The organism is Niallia taxi, from assembly GCF_004005475.1.
In the GTDB taxonomy this organism is placed as follows: Bacteria; Bacillota; Bacilli; order Bacillales; family Cytobacillaceae; genus Niallia; species Niallia taxi.
On sequence record NZ_RZTZ01000002.1, the window covers coordinates 15,367 to 38,344 of the forward strand.

General features: G+C 38.6%; 24 protein-coding genes and 1 riboswitch. Of the genes, 15 read left to right on the forward strand and 9 right to left on the reverse strand.

Annotated elements, in window-relative coordinates; translation table 11 throughout:
• Window positions 1-24 precede the first annotated feature (24 nt).
• From menB to EM808_RS05000, 3 genes are all read left to right on the forward strand, one after another.
• A complete protein-coding gene (gene menB / locus EM808_RS04990) occupies window positions 25-843 on the forward strand; it encodes a 1,4-dihydroxy-2-naphthoyl-CoA synthase (RefSeq protein WP_127736786.1) in 819 nt (272 codons plus the stop codon).
• A gap of 167 nt (window positions 844-1,010) precedes the next feature.
• Window positions 1,011-2,474 carry an o-succinylbenzoate--CoA ligase gene (locus EM808_RS04995; RefSeq protein WP_127736789.1) on the forward strand — a complete coding sequence of 488 codons (1,464 nt, stop codon included), beginning with the start codon at window positions 1,011-1,013 and terminating at the stop codon, window positions 2,472-2,474.
• Window positions 2,475-2,504: 30 nt separating this feature from the next.
• On the forward strand, window positions 2,505-3,740 hold the full coding sequence (locus tag EM808_RS05000; RefSeq protein ID WP_127736792.1) for an NAD(P)/FAD-dependent oxidoreductase: 1,236 nt from the start codon (window positions 2,505-2,507) through the stop codon (window positions 3,738-3,740).
• Between the two features lie 40 nt (window positions 3,741-3,780).
• On the opposite strand, the gene EM808_RS05005 is transcribed toward EM808_RS05000, so the two are convergent.
• From EM808_RS05005 to EM808_RS05015, 3 genes are all read right to left on the reverse strand, one after another.
• Entirely contained in the window at window positions 3,781-3,936 is a 156-nt protein-coding gene (locus EM808_RS05005) for a DUF1540 domain-containing protein (protein ID WP_127736795.1), read from the reverse strand.
• Window positions 3,937-4,044: 108 nt separating this feature from the next.
• Window positions 4,045-5,082 carry a cytochrome d ubiquinol oxidase subunit II gene (locus EM808_RS05010; RefSeq protein ID WP_127736798.1) on the reverse strand — a complete coding sequence of 346 codons (1,038 nt, stop codon included), beginning with the start codon at window positions 5,080-5,082 and terminating at the stop codon, window positions 4,045-4,047.
• Window positions 5,083-5,096: 14 nt separating this feature from the next.
• Window positions 5,097-6,458, reverse strand: coding sequence for a cytochrome ubiquinol oxidase subunit I (locus EM808_RS05015; protein ID WP_127736801.1), 1,362 nt, complete (start codon window positions 6,456-6,458; stop codon window positions 5,097-5,099).
• A 190-nt stretch (window positions 6,459-6,648) separates the two neighbouring features.
• Between EM808_RS05015 and EM808_RS05020 the strand changes: the two genes are divergently transcribed.
• The gene (locus EM808_RS05020; protein WP_127736804.1) at window positions 6,649-7,212 is read left to right on the forward strand and encodes a beta-class carbonic anhydrase; all 564 of its coding nucleotides are present in this window, start codon (window positions 6,649-6,651) and stop codon (window positions 7,210-7,212) included.
• Here EM808_RS05020 and yidD read toward each other — a convergent pair.
• Entirely contained in the window at window positions 7,209-7,457 is a 249-nt protein-coding gene (yidD, locus tag EM808_RS05025; RefSeq protein ID WP_285849480.1) for a membrane protein insertion efficiency factor YidD, read from the reverse strand. The two genes, EM808_RS05020 and yidD, sit on opposite strands and share 4 nt — an antisense overlap.
• Before the next feature lie 182 nt (window positions 7,458-7,639).
• Between yidD and EM808_RS05030 the strand changes: the two genes are divergently transcribed.
• A complete protein-coding gene (locus EM808_RS05030) occupies window positions 7,640-8,113 on the forward strand; it encodes an S-ribosylhomocysteine lyase (protein WP_127736807.1) in 474 nt (157 codons plus the stop codon).
• A 36-nt stretch (window positions 8,114-8,149) separates the two neighbouring features.
• Here the strand turns inward: EM808_RS05030 and cls are convergent, their stop codons facing one another.
• Complete coding sequence (gene cls, locus EM808_RS05035; protein WP_127736810.1) at window positions 8,150-9,604, reverse strand: cardiolipin synthase; 1,455 nt, start codon at window positions 9,602-9,604, stop codon at window positions 8,150-8,152.
• Between the two features lie 367 nt (window positions 9,605-9,971).
• Between cls and EM808_RS05040 the strand changes: the two genes are divergently transcribed.
• Entirely contained in the window at window positions 9,972-11,255 is a 1,284-nt protein-coding gene (locus tag EM808_RS05040; protein WP_412973737.1) for a S9 family peptidase, read from the forward strand.
• Window positions 11,255-11,698: an alpha/beta hydrolase family protein gene (locus tag EM808_RS29740; protein WP_412973738.1), complete on the forward strand. Its 444-nt coding sequence runs from the start codon at window positions 11,255-11,257 to the stop codon at window positions 11,696-11,698. Before EM808_RS05040 ends, EM808_RS29740 begins: the two co-directional genes overlap by 1 nt.
• A 57-nt stretch (window positions 11,699-11,755) precedes the next feature.
• Here the strand turns inward: EM808_RS29740 and EM808_RS05045 are convergent, their stop codons facing one another.
• The gene (locus EM808_RS05045; RefSeq protein WP_127736813.1) at window positions 11,756-12,013 is read right to left on the reverse strand and encodes a DUF6154 family protein; all 258 of its coding nucleotides are present in this window, start codon (window positions 12,011-12,013) and stop codon (window positions 11,756-11,758) included.
• 219 nt (window positions 12,014-12,232) lie between these two features.
• Here EM808_RS05045 and ytkD point away from each other — a divergent pair, with 219 nt between their 5' ends.
• From ytkD to asnB, 5 genes are all read left to right on the forward strand, one after another.
• Window positions 12,233-12,721, forward strand: coding sequence for an RNA deprotection pyrophosphohydrolase (gene ytkD, locus EM808_RS05050; RefSeq protein ID WP_127736816.1), 489 nt, complete (start codon window positions 12,233-12,235; stop codon window positions 12,719-12,721).
• Between the two features lie 25 nt (window positions 12,722-12,746).
• Entirely contained in the window at window positions 12,747-13,538 is a 792-nt protein-coding gene (locus EM808_RS05055; protein WP_127736849.1) for an alpha/beta hydrolase family protein, read from the forward strand.
• Between the two features lie 29 nt (window positions 13,539-13,567).
• A complete protein-coding gene (locus EM808_RS05060; protein WP_127736852.1) occupies window positions 13,568-13,810 on the forward strand; it encodes a DUF2584 domain-containing protein in 243 nt (80 codons plus the stop codon).
• A 60-nt stretch (window positions 13,811-13,870) separates the two neighbouring features.
• Window positions 13,871-14,030: riboswitch (SAM riboswitch) on the forward strand.
• A gap of 268 nt (window positions 14,031-14,298) precedes the next feature.
• Window positions 14,299-15,501, forward strand: a complete 1,203-nt coding sequence (metK, locus tag EM808_RS05065; RefSeq protein WP_127736856.1) for a methionine adenosyltransferase — start codon at window positions 14,299-14,301, stop codon at window positions 15,499-15,501.
• 276 nt (window positions 15,502-15,777) lie between these two features.
• Complete coding sequence (gene asnB, locus EM808_RS05070) at window positions 15,778-17,670, forward strand: asparagine synthase (glutamine-hydrolyzing) (RefSeq protein WP_127736860.1); 1,893 nt, start codon at window positions 15,778-15,780, stop codon at window positions 17,668-17,670.
• Window positions 17,671-17,687: 17 nt separating this feature from the next.
• Here asnB and EM808_RS05075 read toward each other — a convergent pair whose 3' ends face one another.
• A complete protein-coding gene (locus tag EM808_RS05075; RefSeq protein ID WP_127736863.1) occupies window positions 17,688-18,545 on the reverse strand; it encodes a C39 family peptidase in 858 nt (285 codons plus the stop codon).
• A gap of 339 nt (window positions 18,546-18,884) precedes the next feature.
• Here EM808_RS05075 and EM808_RS05080 point away from each other — a divergent pair, with 339 nt between their 5' ends.
• From EM808_RS05080 to EM808_RS05090, 3 genes are read left to right on the forward strand one after another with little or no spacing between them, the layout of a single operon-like run.
• Window positions 18,885-19,688: an alpha/beta hydrolase gene (locus EM808_RS05080; RefSeq protein ID WP_127736866.1), complete on the forward strand. Its 804-nt coding sequence runs from the start codon at window positions 18,885-18,887 to the stop codon at window positions 19,686-19,688.
• 14 nt (window positions 19,689-19,702) lie between these two features.
• A complete protein-coding gene (locus tag EM808_RS05085) occupies window positions 19,703-20,797 on the forward strand; it encodes a tetraprenyl-beta-curcumene synthase family protein (RefSeq protein ID WP_127736869.1) in 1,095 nt (364 codons plus the stop codon).
• 24 nt (window positions 20,798-20,821) lie between these two features.
• Window positions 20,822-21,367, forward strand: coding sequence for a GNAT family N-acetyltransferase (locus EM808_RS05090; RefSeq protein WP_127736872.1), 546 nt, complete (start codon window positions 20,822-20,824; stop codon window positions 21,365-21,367).
• A 45-nt stretch (window positions 21,368-21,412) separates the two neighbouring features.
• Here EM808_RS05090 and mnmM read toward each other — a convergent pair whose 3' ends face one another.
• Together mnmM and mnmL are read right to left on the reverse strand one after the other, a co-directional pair.
• Window positions 21,413-21,985 (reverse strand): tRNA 5-(aminomethyl)-2-thiouridylate-methyltransferase MnmM, encoded by a 573-nt coding sequence (mnmM, locus tag EM808_RS05095; protein WP_127736875.1) that lies wholly within the window; start codon window positions 21,983-21,985, stop codon window positions 21,413-21,415.
• Entirely contained in the window at window positions 21,982-22,947 is a 966-nt protein-coding gene (gene mnmL, locus EM808_RS05100) for a tRNA modification radical SAM protein MnmL/YtqA (RefSeq protein WP_127736878.1), read from the reverse strand. Before mnmL ends, mnmM begins: the two co-directional genes overlap by 4 nt.
• Between the last annotated feature and the right edge of the window lie 31 nt (window positions 22,948-22,978).

Consider the following 22,978-nt stretch of genomic DNA (forward strand, 5'->3'; position numbering starts at 1 on the left):
AAAATATAAAGGGAGGCAATAAAAATGGCAGTAGAATGGGTTGCTGTGCGCAATTATGATGAAATAATTTATGAAACATACAACGGCATTGCAAAAATAACAATCAACAGGCCGCATGTACATAATGCTTTTACACCAAAAACGGTAAATGAATTAATTGATGCTTTTGCAAGAGCAAGAGATGACAGCAGTGTTGGGGTAATTATCTTAACTGGTGCTGGTGAGAAAGCATTCTGCTCAGGCGGAGACCAAAAAGTAAGAGGACATGGTGGTTACGTCGGGGAAGATCAAATTCCTCGTTTGAATGTTCTTGACCTACAAAGATTAATCCGTGTTATTCCAAAACCGGTAATCGCAATGGTTAAAGGATATGCGATTGGCGGCGGTCATGTACTTCATGTAGTATGTGACTTAACGATCGCTGCAGATAATGCTGTATTTGGTCAAACAGGACCAAATGTAGGCAGCTTTGACGCAGGTTACGGTTCTGGCTATTTAGCACGCATTGTCGGTCATAAGAAAGCAAAAGAAATTTGGTTCTTATGCAGACAATACAATGCACAGGAAGCGCTGGACATGGGACTTGTAAACACGGTTGTTCCTTTAGAGCAAGTTGAAGAAGAAACAATCAAATGGTGTGAGGAAATTCTTGAGAAGAGTCCAACTGCTTTACGTTTCTTGAAGGCAGCATTTAATGCTGATACAGATGGTCTTGCAGGGATCCAGCAATTTGCCGGAGATGCTACGCTTTTATACTATACAACGGATGAGGCAAAAGAAGGACGCGATTCCTTTAAGGAAAAACGCAAGCCAGATTTTGGTCAATTCCCACGTTTCCCTTAATGGTTAAGGGATAAAATAAAAAGGGTGACTCCTGGCATCTATCTTCCATTCCAGTTAGAAGGATTGGAATGGAAGATAGTTGGGAGTCACCTTTCTTTCATTTTTTTAAAAAGTTTGGAAGAATTGTCTTCCAATTAATAATTAGTAATGTTAAAGGGGAGAAATATATGGAAGAAATACTTCCTAATTTCCTGAAAAACCGTGCTTCCTTAACTCCTAATAAAGAAGCAATTGTATTCAATAAAAATCGTTTAACCTTTCAGGAGCTATATGAAAAAGCATACTATACAGCAGGGGTATTGGCTGCAGAAGGAATCACAAAAGGGGACTATGTCGCTTTTTTAGTGAAAAACGATCTCCGCACAGTAATTACTCTTCTATCTCTTCATCTGCTCGGTGCAAGAGCAGTACTCTTGAATAATCGACTCACAGCAAATGAACTGCTGTATCAAATAAAAGACTCCAATTCTCTGTTTCTTATCGCAGATGATGATTTTCAGTTAACGGCTGAAGATGTGCTTCGTAACTCTTCCTCCTTAAAAGTCATCTTCAAGAAAGAGTTGGATACAAAACCTTTTCAGAAGCCTGTCGTGCAGGAAACAGTTCATATAAATGACACATGTACAATTATGTATACGTCTGGAACAACCGGATTTCCAAAAGGAGTCATACAAACATATGGAAATCATTGGTGGAGTGCTGTCGGAAATGTTTTAAATGCTGGATTAACAGACAAGGATGTTTGGCTTTGTACAGTTCCAATCTTTCATATTAGCGGCTATTCCATCTTAATGCGAAGTCTTATGTATGGAATGAAGGTTATCCTTCATGAATCATTTGATGAAAAAAGAGTGCTTACTGATTTGGTGCAGGAAAAAATAACAATTATGTCTGTTGTCACGGCAATGCTTCAACGAATCGAAAAGGCTGCAATGGGAGCGTTTCCTGACTATTTCCGCTATATGCTCCTTGGAGGCGGCCCTGCTTCTATTGATTTAATATCGAGCTGTATGAATAAGGGAATACCTGTTTATTATTCCTATGGCATGACAGAAACCTCATCCCAAATCGTTACATTACCTCCTGAGGATGCCGCAAGAAAGATTGGCTCTGCAGGCAAACCATTATTTCCTGCCCAGCTAAAAATCCTCGATGAAAAAGGGAAAGAGTTAGGAGCAAATGAAGCTGGGGAGATAGTCGTATTTGGACCTAATGTGTCAAAGGGATATTTAAACAAAGGACCTCACTCTGTTGATGGCTGGTTTCACACTGGGGATATTGGGTATAAAGATTCAGAAGGCTTTCTGTATGTTCTCGATCGGCGCTCTGATTTAATTATATCTGGGGGAGAAAATATTTATCCAGCAGAAATAGAATCTGTCTTATCCTCTATTACAGGTATCAAAGAAGCGGGTGTAGTTGGAATGGATGACCGAAAGTGGGGACAAGTTCCAATCGCTTTTGTCGTATGTGAGGAAGGAACGGAAATTCCTGCAGCACAAATTTTGGAGGTATGTAAAAGAAAACTGGCTTCCTATAAGCTGCCAAAGGAAATCCGCTTTATTGAAGCACTTCCTAGGAACGCCTCTAAAAAAATCGTGAGAAGAACATTACGAGAATGGATTAAGTAGCCGAACTAAAATTAATTAGGGGGCAAAAATATGGAGCCAAACTTGTATCATGGAAATTTGTACTGGCCGAATACACTGCAATACATTCCATCCTATCCTTCTCTTGCAGAGGATATCGTATGTGATGTGCTTATTGTAGGCGGCGGGATGTCTGGTGCGATTTCTGCTTATATCCTTTCACATGAAGATTTAAATATTGTTGTTGCAGATAAACGAAAAATTGCGCATGGAAGCTCCTCGGCAAATACAGGGCTTCTTCAATATTCCAATGACATGATGCTTCATGAATTTGCACAGTCAATCGGTGAGGAAGAGGCAGTGAGATTTTACCGTCTCTGTTTTGAGGCGATGGAGGATCTTAAAGGCATAGCGGGCTCTCTTAAAGAGGATGTTCAGTTTAAGTCAAGAAAAAGCTTGTATTATGCAAGTACGCAGCAAGACGCAGCCAAGCTGCAAACAGAATATAATATGTTAAAAAAACATGGCTTTCCTGTAGAATATTTGCACGAAAAGGATATTAAGGAACGGTTTGGATTTTCTAAACCTGCTGCCATCTTAACAGATGGAGATGCAGAGGTTAATCCTCAAAAGTTTGTTATGCAGCTAATGAAAGAGGCAGCTTCCCAAGAAAATGTTCAAGTGTTTGAACAGACAGAAATGAAAGAGCTTGGATTTAGTGATGGCTATTGGCATTTTACATCAGATAAGGGAGCGACCATACGAGCGAAAAAGGTCATTTATTCGACTGGATATGAGGCAGCACTTCATACAAACAAGCTCGGCGCAGAACTGAATCGTTCCTTTGTGATTGCGACTACACCGATAGAATCCTATCCTGGCTGGGAAGACAAGAGTCTGATTTGGGAAACGAAACGGCCCTATTTCTATATGAGAACTACATACGATGGCAGAATAGTGGCAGGCGGACTTGATGAGGATCCAATGGAAGCTCCGTCAGATCCAGCAATTATTCAAAAATACGGGGAGAAGTTACTTGCAAGGATTAAGGAGCATTACCCTGATTACGAAATAGAAGTTGATTATGCTTACGGAGCAACCTTTGGTGAATCTGTTGATGGCAGACCATTTATTGGGAGACATCCAAGCAAAGAGGATATTTTTTATTGTCTCGGATATGGTGGGAACGGAACAGTGTACAGTATGTTTGGGGCAAAAATGATACGAGAAATTATCATACATGGTCAGCATCCTGATGAAAACCTGGTTGCCCCTGACAGACCGATAAAGGAATCTGCATCGAACTAAAAACGAAAAGAAAGAGAGGCTTTTGCCTCTCTTTCTTCCTTTACTCAGCCGGCTGAAATGTTTTGCAGTCCGTTTCGCGACTGTTATCAGCATATTCACCAACATGACTTACTACATAAATTTGATCTGCTCCACATAAATTTCCACTTTCCCAAAAACTACAGTTTCTTACTTCACAAAGTACATCTTTTGCCAATAGAAACACGCTCCTTATTTGGCTTTTGCTTTACAGGAATCGGGTAATCCTTTTCCTATAACTAGTATGGAGCAGGCACTTAAGATTTATACTAGTGTGAATGTCTGCCTATTTTTTAGTTGCTTGTAAATATTTCTTATCGTGCATAAATAGCTTCCAGAAAAAGTAGAAGCCAGGAAACAGGATAATAAAGGCAGCGATATAAGTTGCGAATATTGCATGAAATGAACTAGGGCTTGTGAAGGACGATGTAATCGTTACCTCAGGATAAACGATATATGGGAGATGAGCTTTACCGTAAACATAGCTTGCTATTAAATATTGAATCGTAATGGAAACAATAGCGAGCCGCGGCACCCCCTTGATATCCTTGTTTTTTCTAGATGGAAGAAAAAGACCTGCGCCTCCAAGCAGAAAAAAGAAAAGAGAGAGGAGAAGCAAATATAAATCATCCATCATTTTTACATAAATCCAATTTGCATCCTGTTTTAAAGTAATCATGATAAATACTGCCATCAGTAAGGAAATAGGACCGAGAATAATTGCATCCCTTCTGTAAAGCCGGTAGGCCTCAGGCTCTTTCGAAACATTTGAATAGTCTGCCAGCAGCAAGGAAGACAAAAAAAGTGTGCTGCTCAAGGCAAAGCCAAAGAAGGCATATTCATTTGGGCTAGAAAACAGGCCGACTAAATCAAGGCTCTGCTTACCATCAGCAAAATCAACAAATCCTCCATGTGTGACTGGAAGGACACTAAGCAAAATCCCGGGAATCAACATCCCGGTTATACCAGAAATATACGTAAGGGGCTTGCGGTATTCTTCCACAATATTTGAAAAGACAAGAAAGGCACTTCTGATTGCTAATAGCAGCAGAATCAGACTTCCTGGTATAAGCAGAACCGTTCCTAACGTATAGGCAGCCTTTGGAAATAAGCTGTAGACTGCGACAACAATCGCAACAACAAAGGTATTTGTCACTTCCCATGTTGGTGAAAGATAACGGTTAGCGATATTGGTTGCTCTTGTCTTATCTCTATTAATGTAAATCATCGACCAAAAGCCTGCGCCAAAGTCCATTGTTGCCATTATTGCATAGATAAAAACGAAACCCCACAGTACTGTAATCGCAAGTAATGAATCTGTCATGTTGTCACCACTCCTTAACTGTTAGATCCAAACAGTGGGATCTCTTTTTCCTTTGCAGCATTTAAGTCTTTCAGTACCGTGTTTTTACGGAAGTAATAGATGAGCACTAACGAAACGGTTACCCCAAGAATGATATAAACAATCATAAAAGAGAAAAACAGTAATGGAAGGTTACCAGAGGTCGTAACAGAGTCTGCTGTTGATAGCTTCCGATAAATCGTCCAAGGCTGCCGTCCTGTACATGCAAAAATCCAACCGCATTCAATACTTAAAATAGCAAGTGGTCCTGATGCCACAAATATCCACATTAAAAACTTGGGGAACCGTTCCTTTTTCAACAGGTATTTCCATGCTAAGGAAGCGAAGGAAAGCAAAATTAAAAACGAGCCTATTCCAACCATCGCATTAAATAGCGTATGTATATAAAGCGGCGGCCAATAATCCTCAGGGAAATCGTTTAAGCCTGTTACTACTGTATCGAAGCTGTTACCTGCCAAGAAACTAAGCGCCCAAGGTATTTCAATAGCACCGACAATTTCCTTGTTCTCCTTGTCAGTGAAGCCCCCAATAGCAAGTGGAGCATGGGATTGTGTTTCAAAAAGACCTTCTGCAGCTGCCAGCTTTTCTGGTTGATATTCGTACAGCTTTTGTGCAGATTCATGCCCATTTAACGCAGTAAGTAAGGAAAATACAGCACCAACTGCAAGGCTTAATACTAATGCCTTTTGATGGAACTGAAAAATTCGCGAGCCAAACGGCTGCTTCATCATCTTCACTGCGGAAACAGCTGCGACAACAAAAGCTCCTGTAGTGTACGCACTCATTGCGACATGTCCTGCTGAAACAAAGAAAGTAGGATTAAAGAATGCCTTCCATGGATCTACGTCTGTTATTTCCCCGTTATTCATATTAAATCCTTGTGGAGTACCTTCAAATGCATGAACATTTGTAATCAGAATAGCCGAAGCTAAGGCGCCGATCGCAACAAGAATAAGACTGATGATTCTTGCCCATGGTGGAATCCTTTCGGCAGCATATACATAGATGGACATAAATAATGCTTCTATGAAAAAAGCGTAGATTTCAATTTGAAACGGTAAGGCCATTACTTCCCCAATTACTTTCATAAAACCTGGCCATAAAAGGGAAAGCTGTAGACCTGCAATTGTTCCTGTAGGGATGCCGACACCTAGCAGAATCCCGAATGTCTTTGTCCATCTTTTTGCCATAATGACATAGTCAAGGTCCTTCTTTCTTTGATAAAGAATTTCTGCTACTAACATCATTAAAGGCAAACCGACACCAATTGTCGCGAATATGATGTGAAATCCCATCGTCATCCCGAACATACTTCGAGCAGTAACTAGATGATCCATTAATATCTATCCTTTCCTTCTATATTGCATTTACTGCTGTTAGTATTTTCAGGAATTGGCGGAATTATGTAAGCTTACCTGTATACAGGAATTGAGTTGTTATTGGAGGTGGTCTTCAAAAGATTTTTTTTTTACTATATAATATAGAGGCATTAATAAAACATAGACCAGAAAGATAGGAGATAAGAGAATGACATTATTAAATGATATTTTAACTTTTAACGAAGAATTTGTAGCAGAAAACAAATATGAGCGTTATATAACGACGAAATTCCCTAATAAAAAGATGGTTATTTTAACTTGTATGGACACAAGACTTCTTGAGCTATTGCCACATGCTTTAAATCTTTCTAATGGTGATGTAAAGCTGGTAAAAAATGCTGGCGCAATGGTAGTGCATCCTTTCGGAAGTATCATGCGAAGCATTCTAGTGGCTGTTTATGAATTAAAGGCAGATGAAGTGATGATTATCGGACATCATGATTGTGGAATGAGTGCATTAAATTATGACTCTATGCTGGATAAAATGAAGGATAGAGGAATTTCGGAGGATACTATCAGCACGTTAGAGAACTCTGGCATGGACTTAGACAAATGGCTGACAGGCTTTAGTTCTGTTGAAGAAAGTGTGTCACATAGTGTGAAAATGGTGAAGAATCATCCCCTTCTTCCACCAAAGGTTCCTGTTCATGGCTTAGTAATTGACCCTAAAACAGGCAAGCTCGACCTTGTTGTCGATGGCTATAAGGCTTAATTAGGGGAATGATTCTTTTTATGCGGCCACTCCTCTGGGACTGGATCAACCCCGCCTGGATGAAATGGATGGCATTTGGAAATACGCCGTATTGTTAAAAAACCACCCTTCCAAGCGCCATGCTTTTTGATAGCCTCTAATCCATAGGAGGAACAGGTAGGATAAAAGCGGCACGAAGGCGGGGTTAGCGGTGAAATTGCCTTTTGATAAAAACGAATGATTAAGATGAAAAGTTTGCTTATCATGTATAGCACTCCTAATTTAATGCTTAATGAAGACAGTATAGCATGATGGCATTTGAGATGAAAATGTCAGCACTTCAAGATAAGAACATTATTGTGCTGGAAAAATATAATATAATTAAGTTGATGAAAATACTCGGGTTTTACGTTATAATGAAGTAACGAAAAAAAAGGGGATGACTTAAATGCCTTCAGTTGAAAGCTTTGAATTAGATCATAATGCCGTGAAAGCTCCTTATGTAAGACACTGTGGTGTCCACAAGGTAGGAAGCGACGGAGTTGTTAATAAATACGATATTCGTTTTTGCCAGCCAAATAAACAGGCAATGAAGCCTGATGTTATTCACACATTAGAGCATTTGCTTGCCTTTAATCTTCGTGCACATGTTGAAAAATATGATCACTTTGATATTATTGATATTTCGCCAATGGGCTGCCAAACTGGCTATTATTTAGTTGTTAGTGGTGAGCCGACTGTGGAAGAAATTATTGATTTGCTTGAAGCTACGATGAAAACAGCAATAGAAATTACAGAAATTCCTGCTGCGAATGAAACACAATGCGGTCAAGCAAAACTTCATGACTTAGAAGGTGCAAAAAAGCTAATGCAATTTTGGCTAAAACAAAGCAAGGAAGACTTGAAGCAAGTTTTCCCATAAAAAAAAGAGATGCTGAAAAATTCAGCATCTCTTTTTTTATAACAAAGGACTTAATAATCTAGAGAATGATTCCTTAAATTTAATCCATAATGATCTTTTTGAATAGCTGTCCAATGTCAGGGGAGTACATAATTTCATGTCTTCGAGGAAGCCGTTTGTGAGTGTTGTGGATATTTCCTCACTATATATAAATGCGTTTACCTCGAAGTTAAGACGAAAGCTTCTCATGTCGATATTAGCAGTGCCGACAGAGCTGATTTTACTGTCCACAAGCAATGTTTTTGCATGTATAAAGCCATTTTCATAAATATACACCTTAGCTCCTGCCTTTAGCATTTCGCCAATATAAGAGTAAGTGGCCCAGTATACAAACATATGGTCAGGCTTGTTAGGAATCATGATTTTGACATCAACACCAGATAGTGCGGCAATCCGTAAAGTGTCCAGCAAGCTTGTATCTGGGATGAAATAAGGTGTTTGAATGAAAACAGATTCCTTGGCGGCAGTAATCATTTTAATATAGCCATTTTTAATTTGCTCCCATTCTGAATTAGGACCACTGGAAACGATCTGCATTCCTATATTGCCGACAATTTCGTCAAGTTTGCCAGGGAAATAGTCTGGTGAGTAATGAATTTCATGGTGTGGCGCAGCCTGATTCCAATCCAGGATAAATCTTGTCTGGATAGCATAAATGGCAGTACCGACAATCCGTAAATGTGTGTCTCGCCAGTAGCCGAATTTCGGATTAAGCCCCAAATATTCATCTCCAACATTAAAGCCGCCGATATAGCCAGTTTGTCCGTCAATAATCGCAAGCTTGCGGTGATTACGGTAATTCATACGTAAATTAATCAAATGAAATTTACTTGGGAAGAAAACGGCAACCTTTCCGCCTGCTGCTGTTAATTCCTTAAAAGCTCGCTTTCGTAAGGTTCTAGAGCCGAGCTCATCATACAAAAGCCTAACCTCAAGACCTTCTTTTGCCTTCTCTGTTAACGCAGTTATTAATTTTGAGCCAATACCGTCATTTTTAAAAATATAATATTGGAGATGGATTGATTTCTTCGCAGCCTTTATGTCAAGCAGCAATTGATCAAACTTTTCTTTCCCGTCTGTAAAAATATCGACAGCGTTATTTTCCGTTAAGACTGCATCATTATTGAACAAATTCATATAAATAAGATCTTGGTTTTTTTTGATTACATTATTTGTCGTCCGCAATTGATTAGAGCTAATTTGCAATAATTGAGACGCAAGTACTTGTTCGATTCCAAGCTTCTTTCTTTCATCCCATTGAAACATCTTTCGATTTCGCAAGTTTTGGCCAATAAGAAGATATAAGATAAATCCGAGAATAGGGATAAAGGTCAAAACCATGAGCCAAGCCCATGTAGCAATAGGATCTTTTCTTTCAAAGAAAATAACAAGGAAAGCGAAGATAATATTAAGTAAGATAATCGTACTAAGTAAAATGGTGTATACGTGCATAGAACAATCCCTTTCAACCTTTTGTCTTTTAAATGAATAACCCATTTGTCTTATCTAAAGGAAGCGACAAAGGAAAAAAATAGAGGTAAGTAGAAGATTCTGTTTCATTATAGGTGATAACGAACGCAGTGGAAACTATTTTGTTCCTATATAATCTTCCCTCCAAAAGCCAATATTAAACGATACAAGCATTTGGCAAAAGTAGTAATAATAAAGCAATAAAAATTTTCGAAAATAAAACTTTAGCCTTTATGGGCTGTCGTATTTTTTTTGAAAAATATCAGCTATTATATTTAGAATAATCAGAATTATAGTTGTGTAATAATCAGTAGTGAACAAATATATAAGGATACGGAGTGAGATAAGAATGGATTTCTCTAAGCCAGATGTAGAACAGTTCTTAAGATCGTATGCAATTGATGATTTCGCGGTTAGTCCTGATGAAAACCAACTTGTGTTCAGCACTAATTTGAGCGGGAAATATAATTTATGGTCGCTGCAATTACCAAGTACTTTTCCGGTTCCTTTAACATTTAATAATCAAAGCTGCCAAGAACTTGTTTTCGATAAAAAGGGCCGATTTATCATTGCCGGATTTGATAATGATGGTGATGAGAATACACAATTTTATGCACTTCCACCACATGGAGGAAGCTTAAAGGCTGTTGTTTATAATGAAGGCACACGTAACTTCTTCCCCATTTTATCAGAAGATGGGAAAAAATTGTTTTATAGCTCCTCCAATGGCAATCCCACCTATTTAAACGCCTATTGCCACGACCTTGAAACTGGTGAGGATTCTTTAATTTCAGAGGGGAAAGAGGCAACTACATACTTCTTTGGGATAAGTTCTGATGAAACAGTTCAGTTATACTTTAAGCATTTGTCTAATACATATACTCTCATGTATGCAAAGGATAAGGAAGAAATGAAATTGCTGACTCCGAATGCAGAACTGCAGCATACCGTCAGTGATGCAGTATTTGTAACAGATAGGCTTATCTATTTGCTGACAGATTACGAAGCTGATTTTACCTATCTTGCCTCCTTTAATCTTGATACTAATCAATTTAATAAAGTGAAAGAATTAAACAAGGAAGGCTTTGGCTCACTTGTATATGATAAAGAGCAGAAACTGCTTTATGCTGTTAGTAATAAAGGGGTTGAAGATGGTCTTTATTGCTATGATTTACGGAAGGAGTCATGGACTGTTGAGGAAACACCCTGCAGTGTCATTGAAAAAATAACTGTCGGAAAATCAGGCGCAGTATACTTGCTTGGAAGAAGTGCAACTAAGCCGCAAAACATTTACAAACGGACTGATGAGGGCTGGGTGCAGCTCACGAATTATCAAGTACCTGGAGTTTCAGAATCTGAATTGATTGAGCCGGAAGTGGTGAACTATACTTCCTTTGATGGATTAGAAATCGAAGCACTGTTTTTTAAAGCAAATGCGGAGCAAGCAAATGGTGAAATCATTTTCTGGCCACATGGAGGGCCGCAAGCCTCTGAACGGAAATCATTTCGTGCAGCCTTCCAGTTTTTCTTAAATAATGGCTATAGTATTTTTGCACCTAACTTCAGAGGGTCATTTGGCTATGGTCTTTCTTTTATGAAAATGGGTATGGAGAAAAAGGCGAGATACTGCTAATGGGCGGCAGTTATGGTGGTTATATGGCTTTGCTGCTGCACGGTAGGCATGCTGATTATTTTAAAGCTGTCGTTGATATATTTGGACCTTCCGATTTATTTTCCTTCATTAAATCTGTCCCTGAGGACTGGAAGCCTGTTATGGACAAATGGGTCGGAAACCCGGTTCAGGATAAAGAAAAGCTTATTGAATACTCACCAATCACCTATTTAGATGGAATGACAAGACCGATGCTAGTTATACAAGGAGCTAATGACCCAAGGGTGGTTAAAGAAGAATCAGACCAGATAGTAGAAGCCTTAAGACAGCTTGGCAGAGAGGTAGAGTATATGCTTTTGGAAGATGAAGGGCATGGATTCTCAAAAAAAGAAAATGAAATTGCTGTTTATAAGCGTATTCTCACATTTTTTCAAAAGCATCAGCAAGCAAAAACACAAGTATAATTAAACGCAAAAAGACAAGCTCCTTCCTGGAACTTGTCTTTTTTGTGCCAATAAGTGTTAATGCAAATTCCTTTGTGTAAACAGCGTCTGTCCCTGCTGACGATAATCGTCTCTGGCAAATTTTCCTTTAAGGCTTTCAATTAAGTATAATCCCATCAAATCATATAGTTCCTGTTCATTTAATTCCTGAATAATATGAAGAAGGTCATCTCTGGACATCTCCTCTAAAAAGGCAAATGCGAGCATATCAATATCTTCTTCATCGCCTGTCAGCTTATTTTTGTATAAGTTATATAACTCATCGACCAATTTCATATTCCATTCCCTCCAATGGTATAACTTTATCTGTTAAAATGTAAACGCTTTACTTATTATACTTACTATAATATCGGAGAATGTCTATTTTCGCCACATCTTAATTACAGCTTTCAGTTTCATTATTATATCCCTTTTCTTTATAATGGTTACATACCCTATCATTTGAAAGATATTCCATACCAAAAATAAAATAGACTGGTGAATGCGAGGCAATTGATGAAAACATTTTATGACATTAATGGATTGATGGTGAATTTGTCATTTGAGGAAGAAGCATTTTCCCTTCGAGCAAAACATGTGCTTGTAATTTGTACTTGGCATGGAAAATGGCTACTGACAAAGCATAAGACAAGAGGCATTGAATTTCCAGGCGGCAAGGTTGAAGCTGGAGAAACATTAATAGAAGCAGCTGGACGTGAAGTGATGGAAGAAACTGGAGGAATTATTGACCAGATAGAGTGGATTGGTGAATATGAAGTCTGTGAAAAAGAATCAACATTTGTCAAAGCGGTTTTTTTCGCTACTATTGGTGACATTCTAGAAAGGGATAACTATTTGGAAACAGATGGGCCTTATCTTTTGGAAGGAAACATACTAGATGCACGTTTTCAGGACTCCTATAGCTTTATCATGAAGGATAAAGTCCTTGATTACTGTATTAAAAGAATGGAAAAGCAATTATCAGGAGAAAATTTGGGGTATTAGATAAAAAAACGAAGCAGGAGGGATTATCTTGAATGGAGAAATTTTGGAGCAAACTAGATTTCCTTCCCCAAACCCTTCCATCGATTTATATATAGTCACATATGCTGTAAATGGCTTAAAAGTGAAAGGTTTACTTGCTGTCCCAAAACAGCAGGACATAACAGATGGGTTTCTATATTTACGGGGCGGAATTAAAAATGTCGGTAAGGTCAGACCTGGAAGAATCGTTCAATTTGCAGCAGAGGGCTTTATAGTATTTGCGCCATTTTACAGGGGAAATCAAGGTGGTGACGGAAATGAAGATTTTGCGGGTGAGGATAGAGAGGATGCTATTGCTGGATTCGAGCTTCTAAAATATTATCCTGGCGTTGAGCGAGTGCATGTCTTCGGTTTTTCTAGAGGCGGTGTTATGGCTTTATTTGTCGGCATATATTGTCCTGTTGCTTCTATTGTTACATGGGGTGGTGTTTCGGATATGGTGCTGACATATGAAGAGCGCAAGGATCTGCGAAGAATGATGAAAAGAGTTATTGGCGGTACACCAGCAAAATACCCGGAGCGCTTTCAAGAACGAACGCCCCTTCATTACTTGGACAAGATTCATGCACCTACTTTAATTATTCATGGGATACAGGATAAGAATGTTTCGATTGAACATAGCATAAGGCTGGAGGAAGGACTGAAAAAGTCAGGGAAAACTGCTGAGACTTGGTATTTTCCTGAGTTTACTCACTATTTTCCTCCAAAAGTCAATCGAATGGTAGTAGAAAATTTATGCGCTTGGATGAAAAAACAGGCTGAAAAGCTGGTAAAATAAAAGAGATGAGAAAAAGGGAGGGAAAGTATATGGGAATGCCCTTAGAATTAAACACAATGATCGTTACGAAAGGGAAAGAGATACGCTTGGAGGAAAATTGGTTTATGCTGGAGAAAGAAGCATACCGATTATATCCTATGCATATTCCTTTAGAAGTGAAAAAAACAATCGAAGGTGAATTGATTGGAACTGCTTCCATTGAAAAACTGGAATGGGCGGAAGGAAAGACGAAAATTACCTACCAGTTAATTGCATTAAATTCAACTAATTAAGGACAAATATATTGACATTAATGAAAAGATTGAGATATTATGAAGTCTTGAACGGATACTCTCTTATCCTGAGCTGGTGGAGGGACTGGCCCTATGAAACCCAGCAACCTACTATGTGAAGAAAATAGGCTGAAACATTCATTAAAGATGGATGGGGCAGACATGTTCTCTTAGGAAAGGTGCTAACCTGAAGCAAGGAAATATCCTTGAACGATAAGAGTGAAAGGTGCGAATCAATTTTGCTTGAAGCCTTTTCACTATTGAAAAGGTTTTTTGTGTGCAATTTGGTCCATTATCTTTTAAAAAATGTATATTTTCATGTGTGTTTTTTGAACAAAGAAGTTTTTTGCCAAAGGCTTACCCTTCTCGGATAAAAACGCCGTGTTTACTTCATACTATCTAGGGAATGAGTACCGTATCAATTTAGAGGGCAATCTATAGAAAAGACCATTCTTACTATGCTTGCCTTATAATAAGGAGGAAATCAGATGTCATCAAAACGTCGCTTGTTTACTTCTGAATCGGTAACGGAAGGTCATCCGGATAAAATCTGTGACCAAATTTCAGATGCGATTTTAGACGCTATTCTAGCAAAAGATGCAAATGCCCGTGTTGCAGCAGAAACATCTGTGACTACAGGGTTAGTTTTAGTTGCAGGAGAAATAACTACATCTACATATGTGGATATACCGAAAATTGTAAGAGAAACAGTTAAGGAAATTGGCTATACTCGTGCCAAATACGGTTTCGATGCACAAACGAGCGCAGTGCTTACTTCTATTGATGAGCAGTCAGCAGATATTGCTTTAGGTGTTGATCAAGCTTTAGAAGCACGTGAAGGTACAATGTCTGATGAAGAAATTGAAGCGATTGGCGCAGGAGACCAAGGTCTAATGTTTGGTTTTGCTTGCAATGAAACAAAAGAACTTATGCCTCTTCCAATCTCTTTGGCTCATAAGCTTTCAAGAAGATTGGCAGAAGTGCGCAAAGAGGAAATCCTGCCTTATTTGCGTCCAGACGGTAAAACACAAGTTACGGTTGAATATGATGAAAATGACAAGCCTGTAAGAATTGATACAATTGTAATCAGTACACAGCATCACCCTGAAGTAACTTTGGAGCAAATTCAGCGTAATATAAAAGAATATGTTATTAAACCAGTTGTTCCAGCAGAATTAATTGATGAAAACACAAAATACTTCATTAATCCGACAGGCCGTTTTGTTATTGGCGGACCACAAGGTGACGCAGGATTGACAGGCAGAAAAATCATCGTAGATACATACGGAGGATATGCACGACATGGCGGTGGAGCTTTCTCTGGTAAGGATCCAACAAAAGTGGACCGTTCGGCAGCTTATGCAGCACGCTATGTAGCGAAAAACATCGTTGCAGCAGGATTAGCTGACAAGGTTGAAGTACAGCTTGCATATGCAATCGGTGTTGCTCAACCAGTTTCTATTTCGATTGACACATTTAAAACAGGTACTGTATCGGAAGATGTACTGGTAGAAGCGGTTCGAGAAAACTTTGATCTTCGCCCAGCAGGAATCATTAAGATGCTAGACTTGCGTCGCCCAATTTATAAACAAACGGCGGCATACGGACATTTCGGCCGTAATGATCTTGATTTGCCTTGGGAACGTACAGATAAATCAGATGTATTAAAAACAGCTGTAGCTGGTAAATAAAAGAAGGAGTTGCACGAAAATAAAGTGTAACTCCTTCTTTCTTTTTTCGTCTAATTAGTCAGTAGAAAATTTTACTTGTTTTTAGCTCTTAAAATTATCAAGAGTTTCGTCTATAATGTATTAATGTGAAATATAAATGATAGTCAATATTTGCTAATAGAACATAACGATGTTTTAAAATAGCTTGGATTACATTTAAAGAATAAAAGTAAAACTTTATACTAACAGTAATTTTTGTCTCCTTTATGCAGGAGAAGAATGGAGTAGGTGAGCAATATGTGTGGTTTTGTAGGTTGTATACACGAAAAAGAGCAAAACTTCCAAGAGGCGCAAAAAGAACAATTTGCGAATATGAATAGAATTATTACACATCGTGGACCAGATGATGAAGGATATTTTTATGATGAGCATATTCAATTTGGCTTCAGAAGATTGAGTATTATCGATATTGAATCAGGGCATCAGCCGTTAACATATGAAAATGAACGCTATTGGATTATTTTTAACGGGGAAGTTTATAACTACCTTGAAATTAGAGAAGAGCTTGTGAAGGCAGGTCTAACTTTCCAAACTAACTCAGATACAGAAGTTATCATTGCGCTATACAGCCATGAAAAAGAAAAGGCTGTTGAAAAGCTTCGCGGCATGTTTGCATTTGTTATTTGGGACAAGCAGGAAAAAACATTATATGGTGCTCGTGACCCATTTGGAATTAAGCCTTTCTTCTATTATGATAATGGCGAAAAGACTTATTTTGCATCTGAGAAAAAGAGTATTGCTATGGCATTAGAAAGCGATGTATTAAACTATGAGTCTCTACAGCATTATATGACTTATCAGTTCGTGCCAGAGACTAGTACGATGTCAGAGGGCATTAACAAGCTGGAGCCAGGTCATTACTTCACGAAGAAGCTTGGTGAACCAATGGATATCAAATGCTATTGGAGAGCATCTTTCAAGCCTGTGAATAAATCAGAGTCAGATTTCGTTAAAGAAATAAAAGACGTGATGTTTGACAGTGTAAAAATGCATATGCGAAGTGATGTTCCGGTTGGTTCTTTCCTTTCAGGCGGAATTGATTCATCCATTATTGCAAGTATTGCGAAAGAATTCCATCCTGGAATTAAAACATTTTCTGTCGGATTTGAGCACAATGGTTTCAGTGAAATTGATGTTGCGAAGGAAACAGCAGATAAGCTTGGCTTAGAAAACATCAGCCGCATCATTACACCACAGGAATATATGAATGAAATTCCAAGAATTATGTGGCATATGGATGATCCGCTTGCAGATCCAGCTTGTGTGCCTTTATACTTTGTTGCACAGGAAGCTAGAAAACATGTAACAGTTGTTCTTTCTGGAGAAGGAGCAGATGAGCTGTTTGGCGGATACAATATTTACCGTGAACCACAGTCACTAGAAGTGTTTAATAAAATCCCGAAAATCGGTAAGTCTTTGTTGCGTGCCATTGCAGCTATTCTTCCTGAAGGTGTTAAAGGAAAAAGCTTTATTGAACGCGGTGTGACACCGATGGAGCAAAGATATATCGGAAATGCGAAAATGTTCACGGAAAGTGAAAAATCGCAATTGCTGTCTATCTATAACAAAAATATCGACTATAAAGATATTACAAAACCTCTTTATGAAGAAAGCAAAGGGTATGATCCGGTTGACCGCATGCAGTTCATTGACATTCATACTTGGATGAGAGGGGACATCTTGCTAAAAGCAGATAAAATGACAATGGCTCACTCTCTTGAATTACGCGTGCCATTCTTAGATAAGGCTGTATTTGATGTTGCGTCTAAAATACCTTCAAGCTTGAAAACTGCAAATGGAACAACCAAATACATTTTAAGAAAAGCAGCGGAAAGCTTTGTGCCTGAGCATGTATTAACACGCAAGAAACTAGGCTTCCCTGTGCCAATTCGTCACTGGCTGAAGGATGAGATGAACGAATGGGCAAAAACAATTATTAAGGAAAGCGATACAGACCATTTACTAAACAAATCAGTTGTCTTGCAGCTTTTGGAAGACCATTGTCAAGGCAAAGCGGACAATAGCCGTAAAATCTGGACTGTATTAATGTTTATGGTTTGGCATAGTGTTTATATCGAAAAAAAATATTCCTTCGAAAAGGAATATTTGAAAGAGAAAACACTTGTTTAATTAATGGATTAGGGAAGTTAGTTGCTGTAAGTAATTGCCTGGCTTCCCATCTGCACCCACGATGCGATAAAATCATCGATGGGTGCTTTTTTGTTTTGTTCACCTGTCAATGGATCATTAAAGTAAACATAATCTTTGTCATAGCCAGTAATCAGGACAGAATGCTCGGAGTAAGTGACATCAATTGTGCCGCTTGGAGTTACCCATGTACGGAAGTTATCATCAGAAAGCTCCTTGAATTTGGAAGTAGTAATAACCCAAACTGGACGGCCATCTGAAAGCTGCTCTTTTACAGAATCGAAATCAGAACCGGAGAAATCAACGATTGCTCCTGGAAGATACTTTTCCGCTAGCTCTGCAATTGGCTTGTGATAAACACCTAGACCCGGACCTTCAAGGGAGTACATATCTCCGACAAATCCATCATTAGGATTGCCATAATAAATAGTGCCGTTAACAACTTCATATGCTGTAGTATTTTTAGTAACCTCTTCTGCAAGTGTCATTTTATCTACATTTACTCCTGCATATTGCAAAAGCATGGCAAGAGCTGTCACTTCACAGCCTCTAGGAAGCTCTGGCAGCTGATTAATAGCAGTTGCCTCCAATAATACAGATTCTTTAGTCGTTATTTCTGAACTCAATTTTTCTATATTTTCTTTTGTTTTCTTTGCTACTTCTTCAACCCGCTCTTTTGCGAAGGCGAAATTCTTAGAATCGTCTAAATTTAATACATAAAAGCTGATACCAGCTAATATGGCAATTAAGGAAAAGAGGAGCGCTTTTATGATTTTAGTAAGCCTTTTTTGAACTACAAGGAATAATACGAAAAATAGAGCAAGAACAGAATAGAGTATTATTTCGTTTGTATTCATTTTCATCACCTATTTCTTATATAAGTATTTATCGGTTAATTTTTGCGAAAATAAATAGTAAGAAATGAACTTTCTTGAATTAAAAATATTTTTTCGTCCAAGGAGGCGCTTCCTGTTTATTTTTTAATATTTCTTTTCCCGATAGTGCATAATATAAAAACCAATTTATTGTATTAAATAGTGTTTCTATCAAATATAGAGTACTGCTGCAACCTTTAATTTCCCTTAAATTATCGGGAATAAAGTTTAAAGTTTAATTTAAAAATTTGTCAAAGTGTATTTACGTGTTACATAATAGAAGAAGCAATACTGTGATAAGTCGAATGGGGGAGTTTTTTTATGTGGAAATGGGAAGCAGAAGGAGAAGCTAAAGCAGTCATAGTTATTGTCCATGGTGCCATGGAGCATCATCGCCGGTATGGATGGCTTATTGAAATGTTTCGCTTATCTGGTTTTCATGTCGTCATGGGAGATCTCCCAGGCCAAGGCATGACGACAAGGTCAAGCAGGGGACATATCGACTCATTCAGCGAATATACGATAGAAATTAAAGACTGGATTCAAGCAGCATATCAATTTGATTTACCGGTGTTTCTAGTTGCACACAGCTTAGGAGGTTTAGCCTCCATTCGTTTGTTGCAGCAGGAAAAGCTAAAGATTGCCGGAGTCATTTTATCATCACCGTGCTTGGGATTAAAGAAATATCCACCGAAGCTGCTAAGTGCTATTTCCATTCTCCTGAACAAGGTTGCGCCTAGACTGCGCATGAACACAGGATTGACAATTGATATGGCGACTAGAAATGCAGAAATTAGGGAAATAGACAGTAATGATACGTTGTATATCACAAAAGTGTCTGTAAGATGGTATAGAGAACTCATAATTTCTATGGCTGCAGCCTTTGCAAATGCAAACAAAATGCAGGATTTGCCGCTTCTTGTTATGCAAGGCGGAGACGATTCCGTCGTCGATAAAAAAATGGTAAAAAACTGGTTCAATATGGTACCATTATCTGAAAAGAGATATAAAGAATGGCCGCAGTGCTTCCATGAAATTTTTAATGAACCAGAAAGAGATGAAGTGTTTGACTATGCGTTGGATTTCATTCGTAGTCAGCTGAAATCTATAGGCTATATTGTATAAGTGAGGTTTTAATAATGTCTGTACCGAATATGCCATTAACATTAATGTCCAAGGTGTACTTGAAGGTTTTTCCTGTTGTACACAAAGAACTGAATTATTGGACAAACAGAGCAACACAAATTCCGAATCCTGAACTGCGTAAACAAGCGTTGGCCAGTATAAAAGACAAAACTTTCCACTGTGAAGGCGGCTCCATCATGGCCCTTATTTCAAGGCATGAGTACAAGGTAGCCATTAAATTTATCGTGGCATACCAAACAATCAGTGATTATCTTGACAATCTTTGTGATCGAAGCACTTCGTTAGATCCGCAGGATTTCTCTGCATTGCATGAGTCGATGGAACATGCACTGACAGTAGGAGCAGAAGCATCCAACTATTATCGATACAGGGAAGACCAAGATGATGGCGGCTATTTATATGATTTAGCGAAAACCTGTCGGGACACATTAGCTGAATTAGATAATTATGAGCATATTAAAGACCATTTGCTAGAGCTTTGCCGTTATTATTGCGATTTGCAAATACATAAACATGTTTCTGTGGAGGAACGCATCCCGAGACTGCAGTCATGGTTTAATGATAACAAGCATGCAATCCCTGAAATGGAGTGGTATGAATTTTCGGCTTGCTCCGGCTCTACGCTAGGTATTTTTTGTTTAGTTTCATATGCCCTTAGAAAGGATTTCGAGCCTTCTTATTCCTCTAATATCCGTGATGGTTATTTTCCATATATACAAGGACTTCATATCCTGTTGGATTATTTTATCGATCAGGAAGAAGACAGGCAAGGCGGCGATTTAAATTTCTGCTTCTATTACAAGGATGAAACAGAGCTTTTCAGTCGCTTGAAGCATTTTGTGGTCGAAGCTGACAAGCATACGAAGAATCTGCCTCACCAAAGATTTCATAAGCTCATAAACAGAGGACTGCTAGGCGTATACTTATCAGATGAAAAAGTATATAAACAGCAGAACATTCGCAAACTGGCACGGGAAATCATTAAAACCTCTGGACCAGTAGGCTATTTCTTCTATATTAATGGACGTGCCTACCGCAAGTTTCAAAAAATGATGCCAGCAGGAATTGCACGAACAATGTCAAAATAATGACATCATCAAGGAGAGTGGCAGATGTTTCCTGTACTTGAAACAGAGCGATTGCTATTAAGAGAGATAGAAGAAAAAGATATTAAAGCAATCTATTCGATTTTAAGCCGTGAGGATGTTACGGTGCATTATGGACAGGAGCCTTTCAAGGCATATGAGGAAGCCCGATCCTTGCTTGCGATTTTTAATATGAATTACAGCATGCAAAGAGGCATTCGTTGGGGAATACAAGAAAAAAACAGTGGTGCATTTGTTGGAACAATCGGGTTTCATGCATGGCACCAAAAACATAGACGGGCAGAGATTGGGTATGAGCTTCATCCGGATTTTTGGAAAAAGGGCTATGGGCAAGAAGCAGTTTCTGAGGTTATTTCCTTTGGTTTTTCTGAGCTGAAATTAAACCGTATCTCTGCAATTTGTTACCCAGAAAATAAGTCCTCCCAAAAATTGCTGGAAAGGTCCGGTTTCCATAAAGAAGGCATATTAGCAAAATATATGGTTCAAAATCAGCATGTTTATGATTGCTATATGTATTGTCTGCTACATCCATCCTTGAATGAAGAGAAATAAAAAGGCAGGATATCAGCTTTTTGCTGATATCCTGCCTTTTTTCGCTTATCGTTTCTCTAAAGCTATAACAAATGGTGGATTGTTTTTCTGGTTAATAAACTGGTATTGAAGAACATGTGCCTTTTCCTGGTTGAAATTCTCCACAAATTGCAGCAGCTCATCTTTTTCTGCTGCACCTTCCGCATGTCCGTGATAAATAACGAGGATAATTATTCCTTCTGGTGCAAGCATTTCAAAGATTTGTTCCACTGCAGAAATTGTTGTGGCTGCATTTGTAACTATTGTTTTATCTCCGCCAGGTAAATAGCCTAAATTGAAAATAGCTCCCTTGACGTGGCCGTGAAGGTCTTTAGGGATGATGCTTCCAACATGCTCATGGCCTATCTTCGTAAGGATGACTCTGTCGGAAAGAGACTGCTCTGCAAGTCGCTTTTTTGTAGCAAGCATTGCTTCGTCTTGAATGTCAAAACTGTAAACCTTTCCTTCATTCCCAACAAGGTTTGCAAGATAGACAGTGTCATGTCCGTTTCCCATTGTTGCATCAATGGCAATGTCACCTATTGCAACAGACCTGTCCAGTAAAGTCCTTGCGAATGGTAATATACGTTCTAATTTCATACAAGCACCTTGTCAGACGGCTGATAAAACTTTCCTTGCCAGCTGTTTCGTCTTTTCAATTCTGCATCAATGCTGTTTAGTACTTCCCATTTGTTAACACTCCACATTGGTCCAACCATCAAATCAATCGGTCCATCGCCAGTAATGCGGTGGATAATCATTTCAGGCGGTAATATTTCTAATTGGTCACAAACAAGTTGAATATATTCATCAAAGGAAAGAAATTGAAGCAGTCCTTTTTCATATTGTTTAACCATTGGTGTGCCTTTTAGTAAATGCAGCAAATGAATTTTAATTCCTTGGACATCTAATTTGCTCACTTCTTTTGCCGTTTCCATCATCATTTCATTTGTTTCAAGGGGAAGCCCATTGATGATATGTGTGCAAACGCGAATATTATGTTTTCTCAGCTTGTTAACACCGTCTACATATGTTTGGTAGTCATGTGCCCTGTTAATTATATTAGCCGTTTTTTCATGAACTGTCTGCAAGCCAAGCTCCACCCAAAGGTATGTGCGCTCATTCAATTCTGCCAAATATTCAACAACATCGTCAGGAAGACAGTCTGGACGTGTCGCGATGGAAAGCCCAACAACATTATCCTGCTTCAAAACAGTCTCGTATTTTTCTCTTAATACATCAACAGGTGCATGTGTATTCGTATATGCTTGGAAATAAGCCATATATTTGCCATCTTTCCATTTTTCATGCATTTTATCCTTTATTTCATGAAATTGCTTTTCTAATGAATCGACACGATTGCCGGCAAAGTCACCGCTGCCTGCAGCACTGCAGAAGGTGCAGCCTCCATGTGCCACTGTGCCATCCCTGTTAGGGCAATCAAAGCCGCCATCCAAGGCAATTTTAAATACTTTATGTCCGAACTCGCCACGCAAATGATAATTCCATGTATGATACCTTTTATTATCAGCTGCATAGGCAAATGGGTTTTGCTGATTCAAACGTTTAACCTCCCTCTCATGCAATACTCCA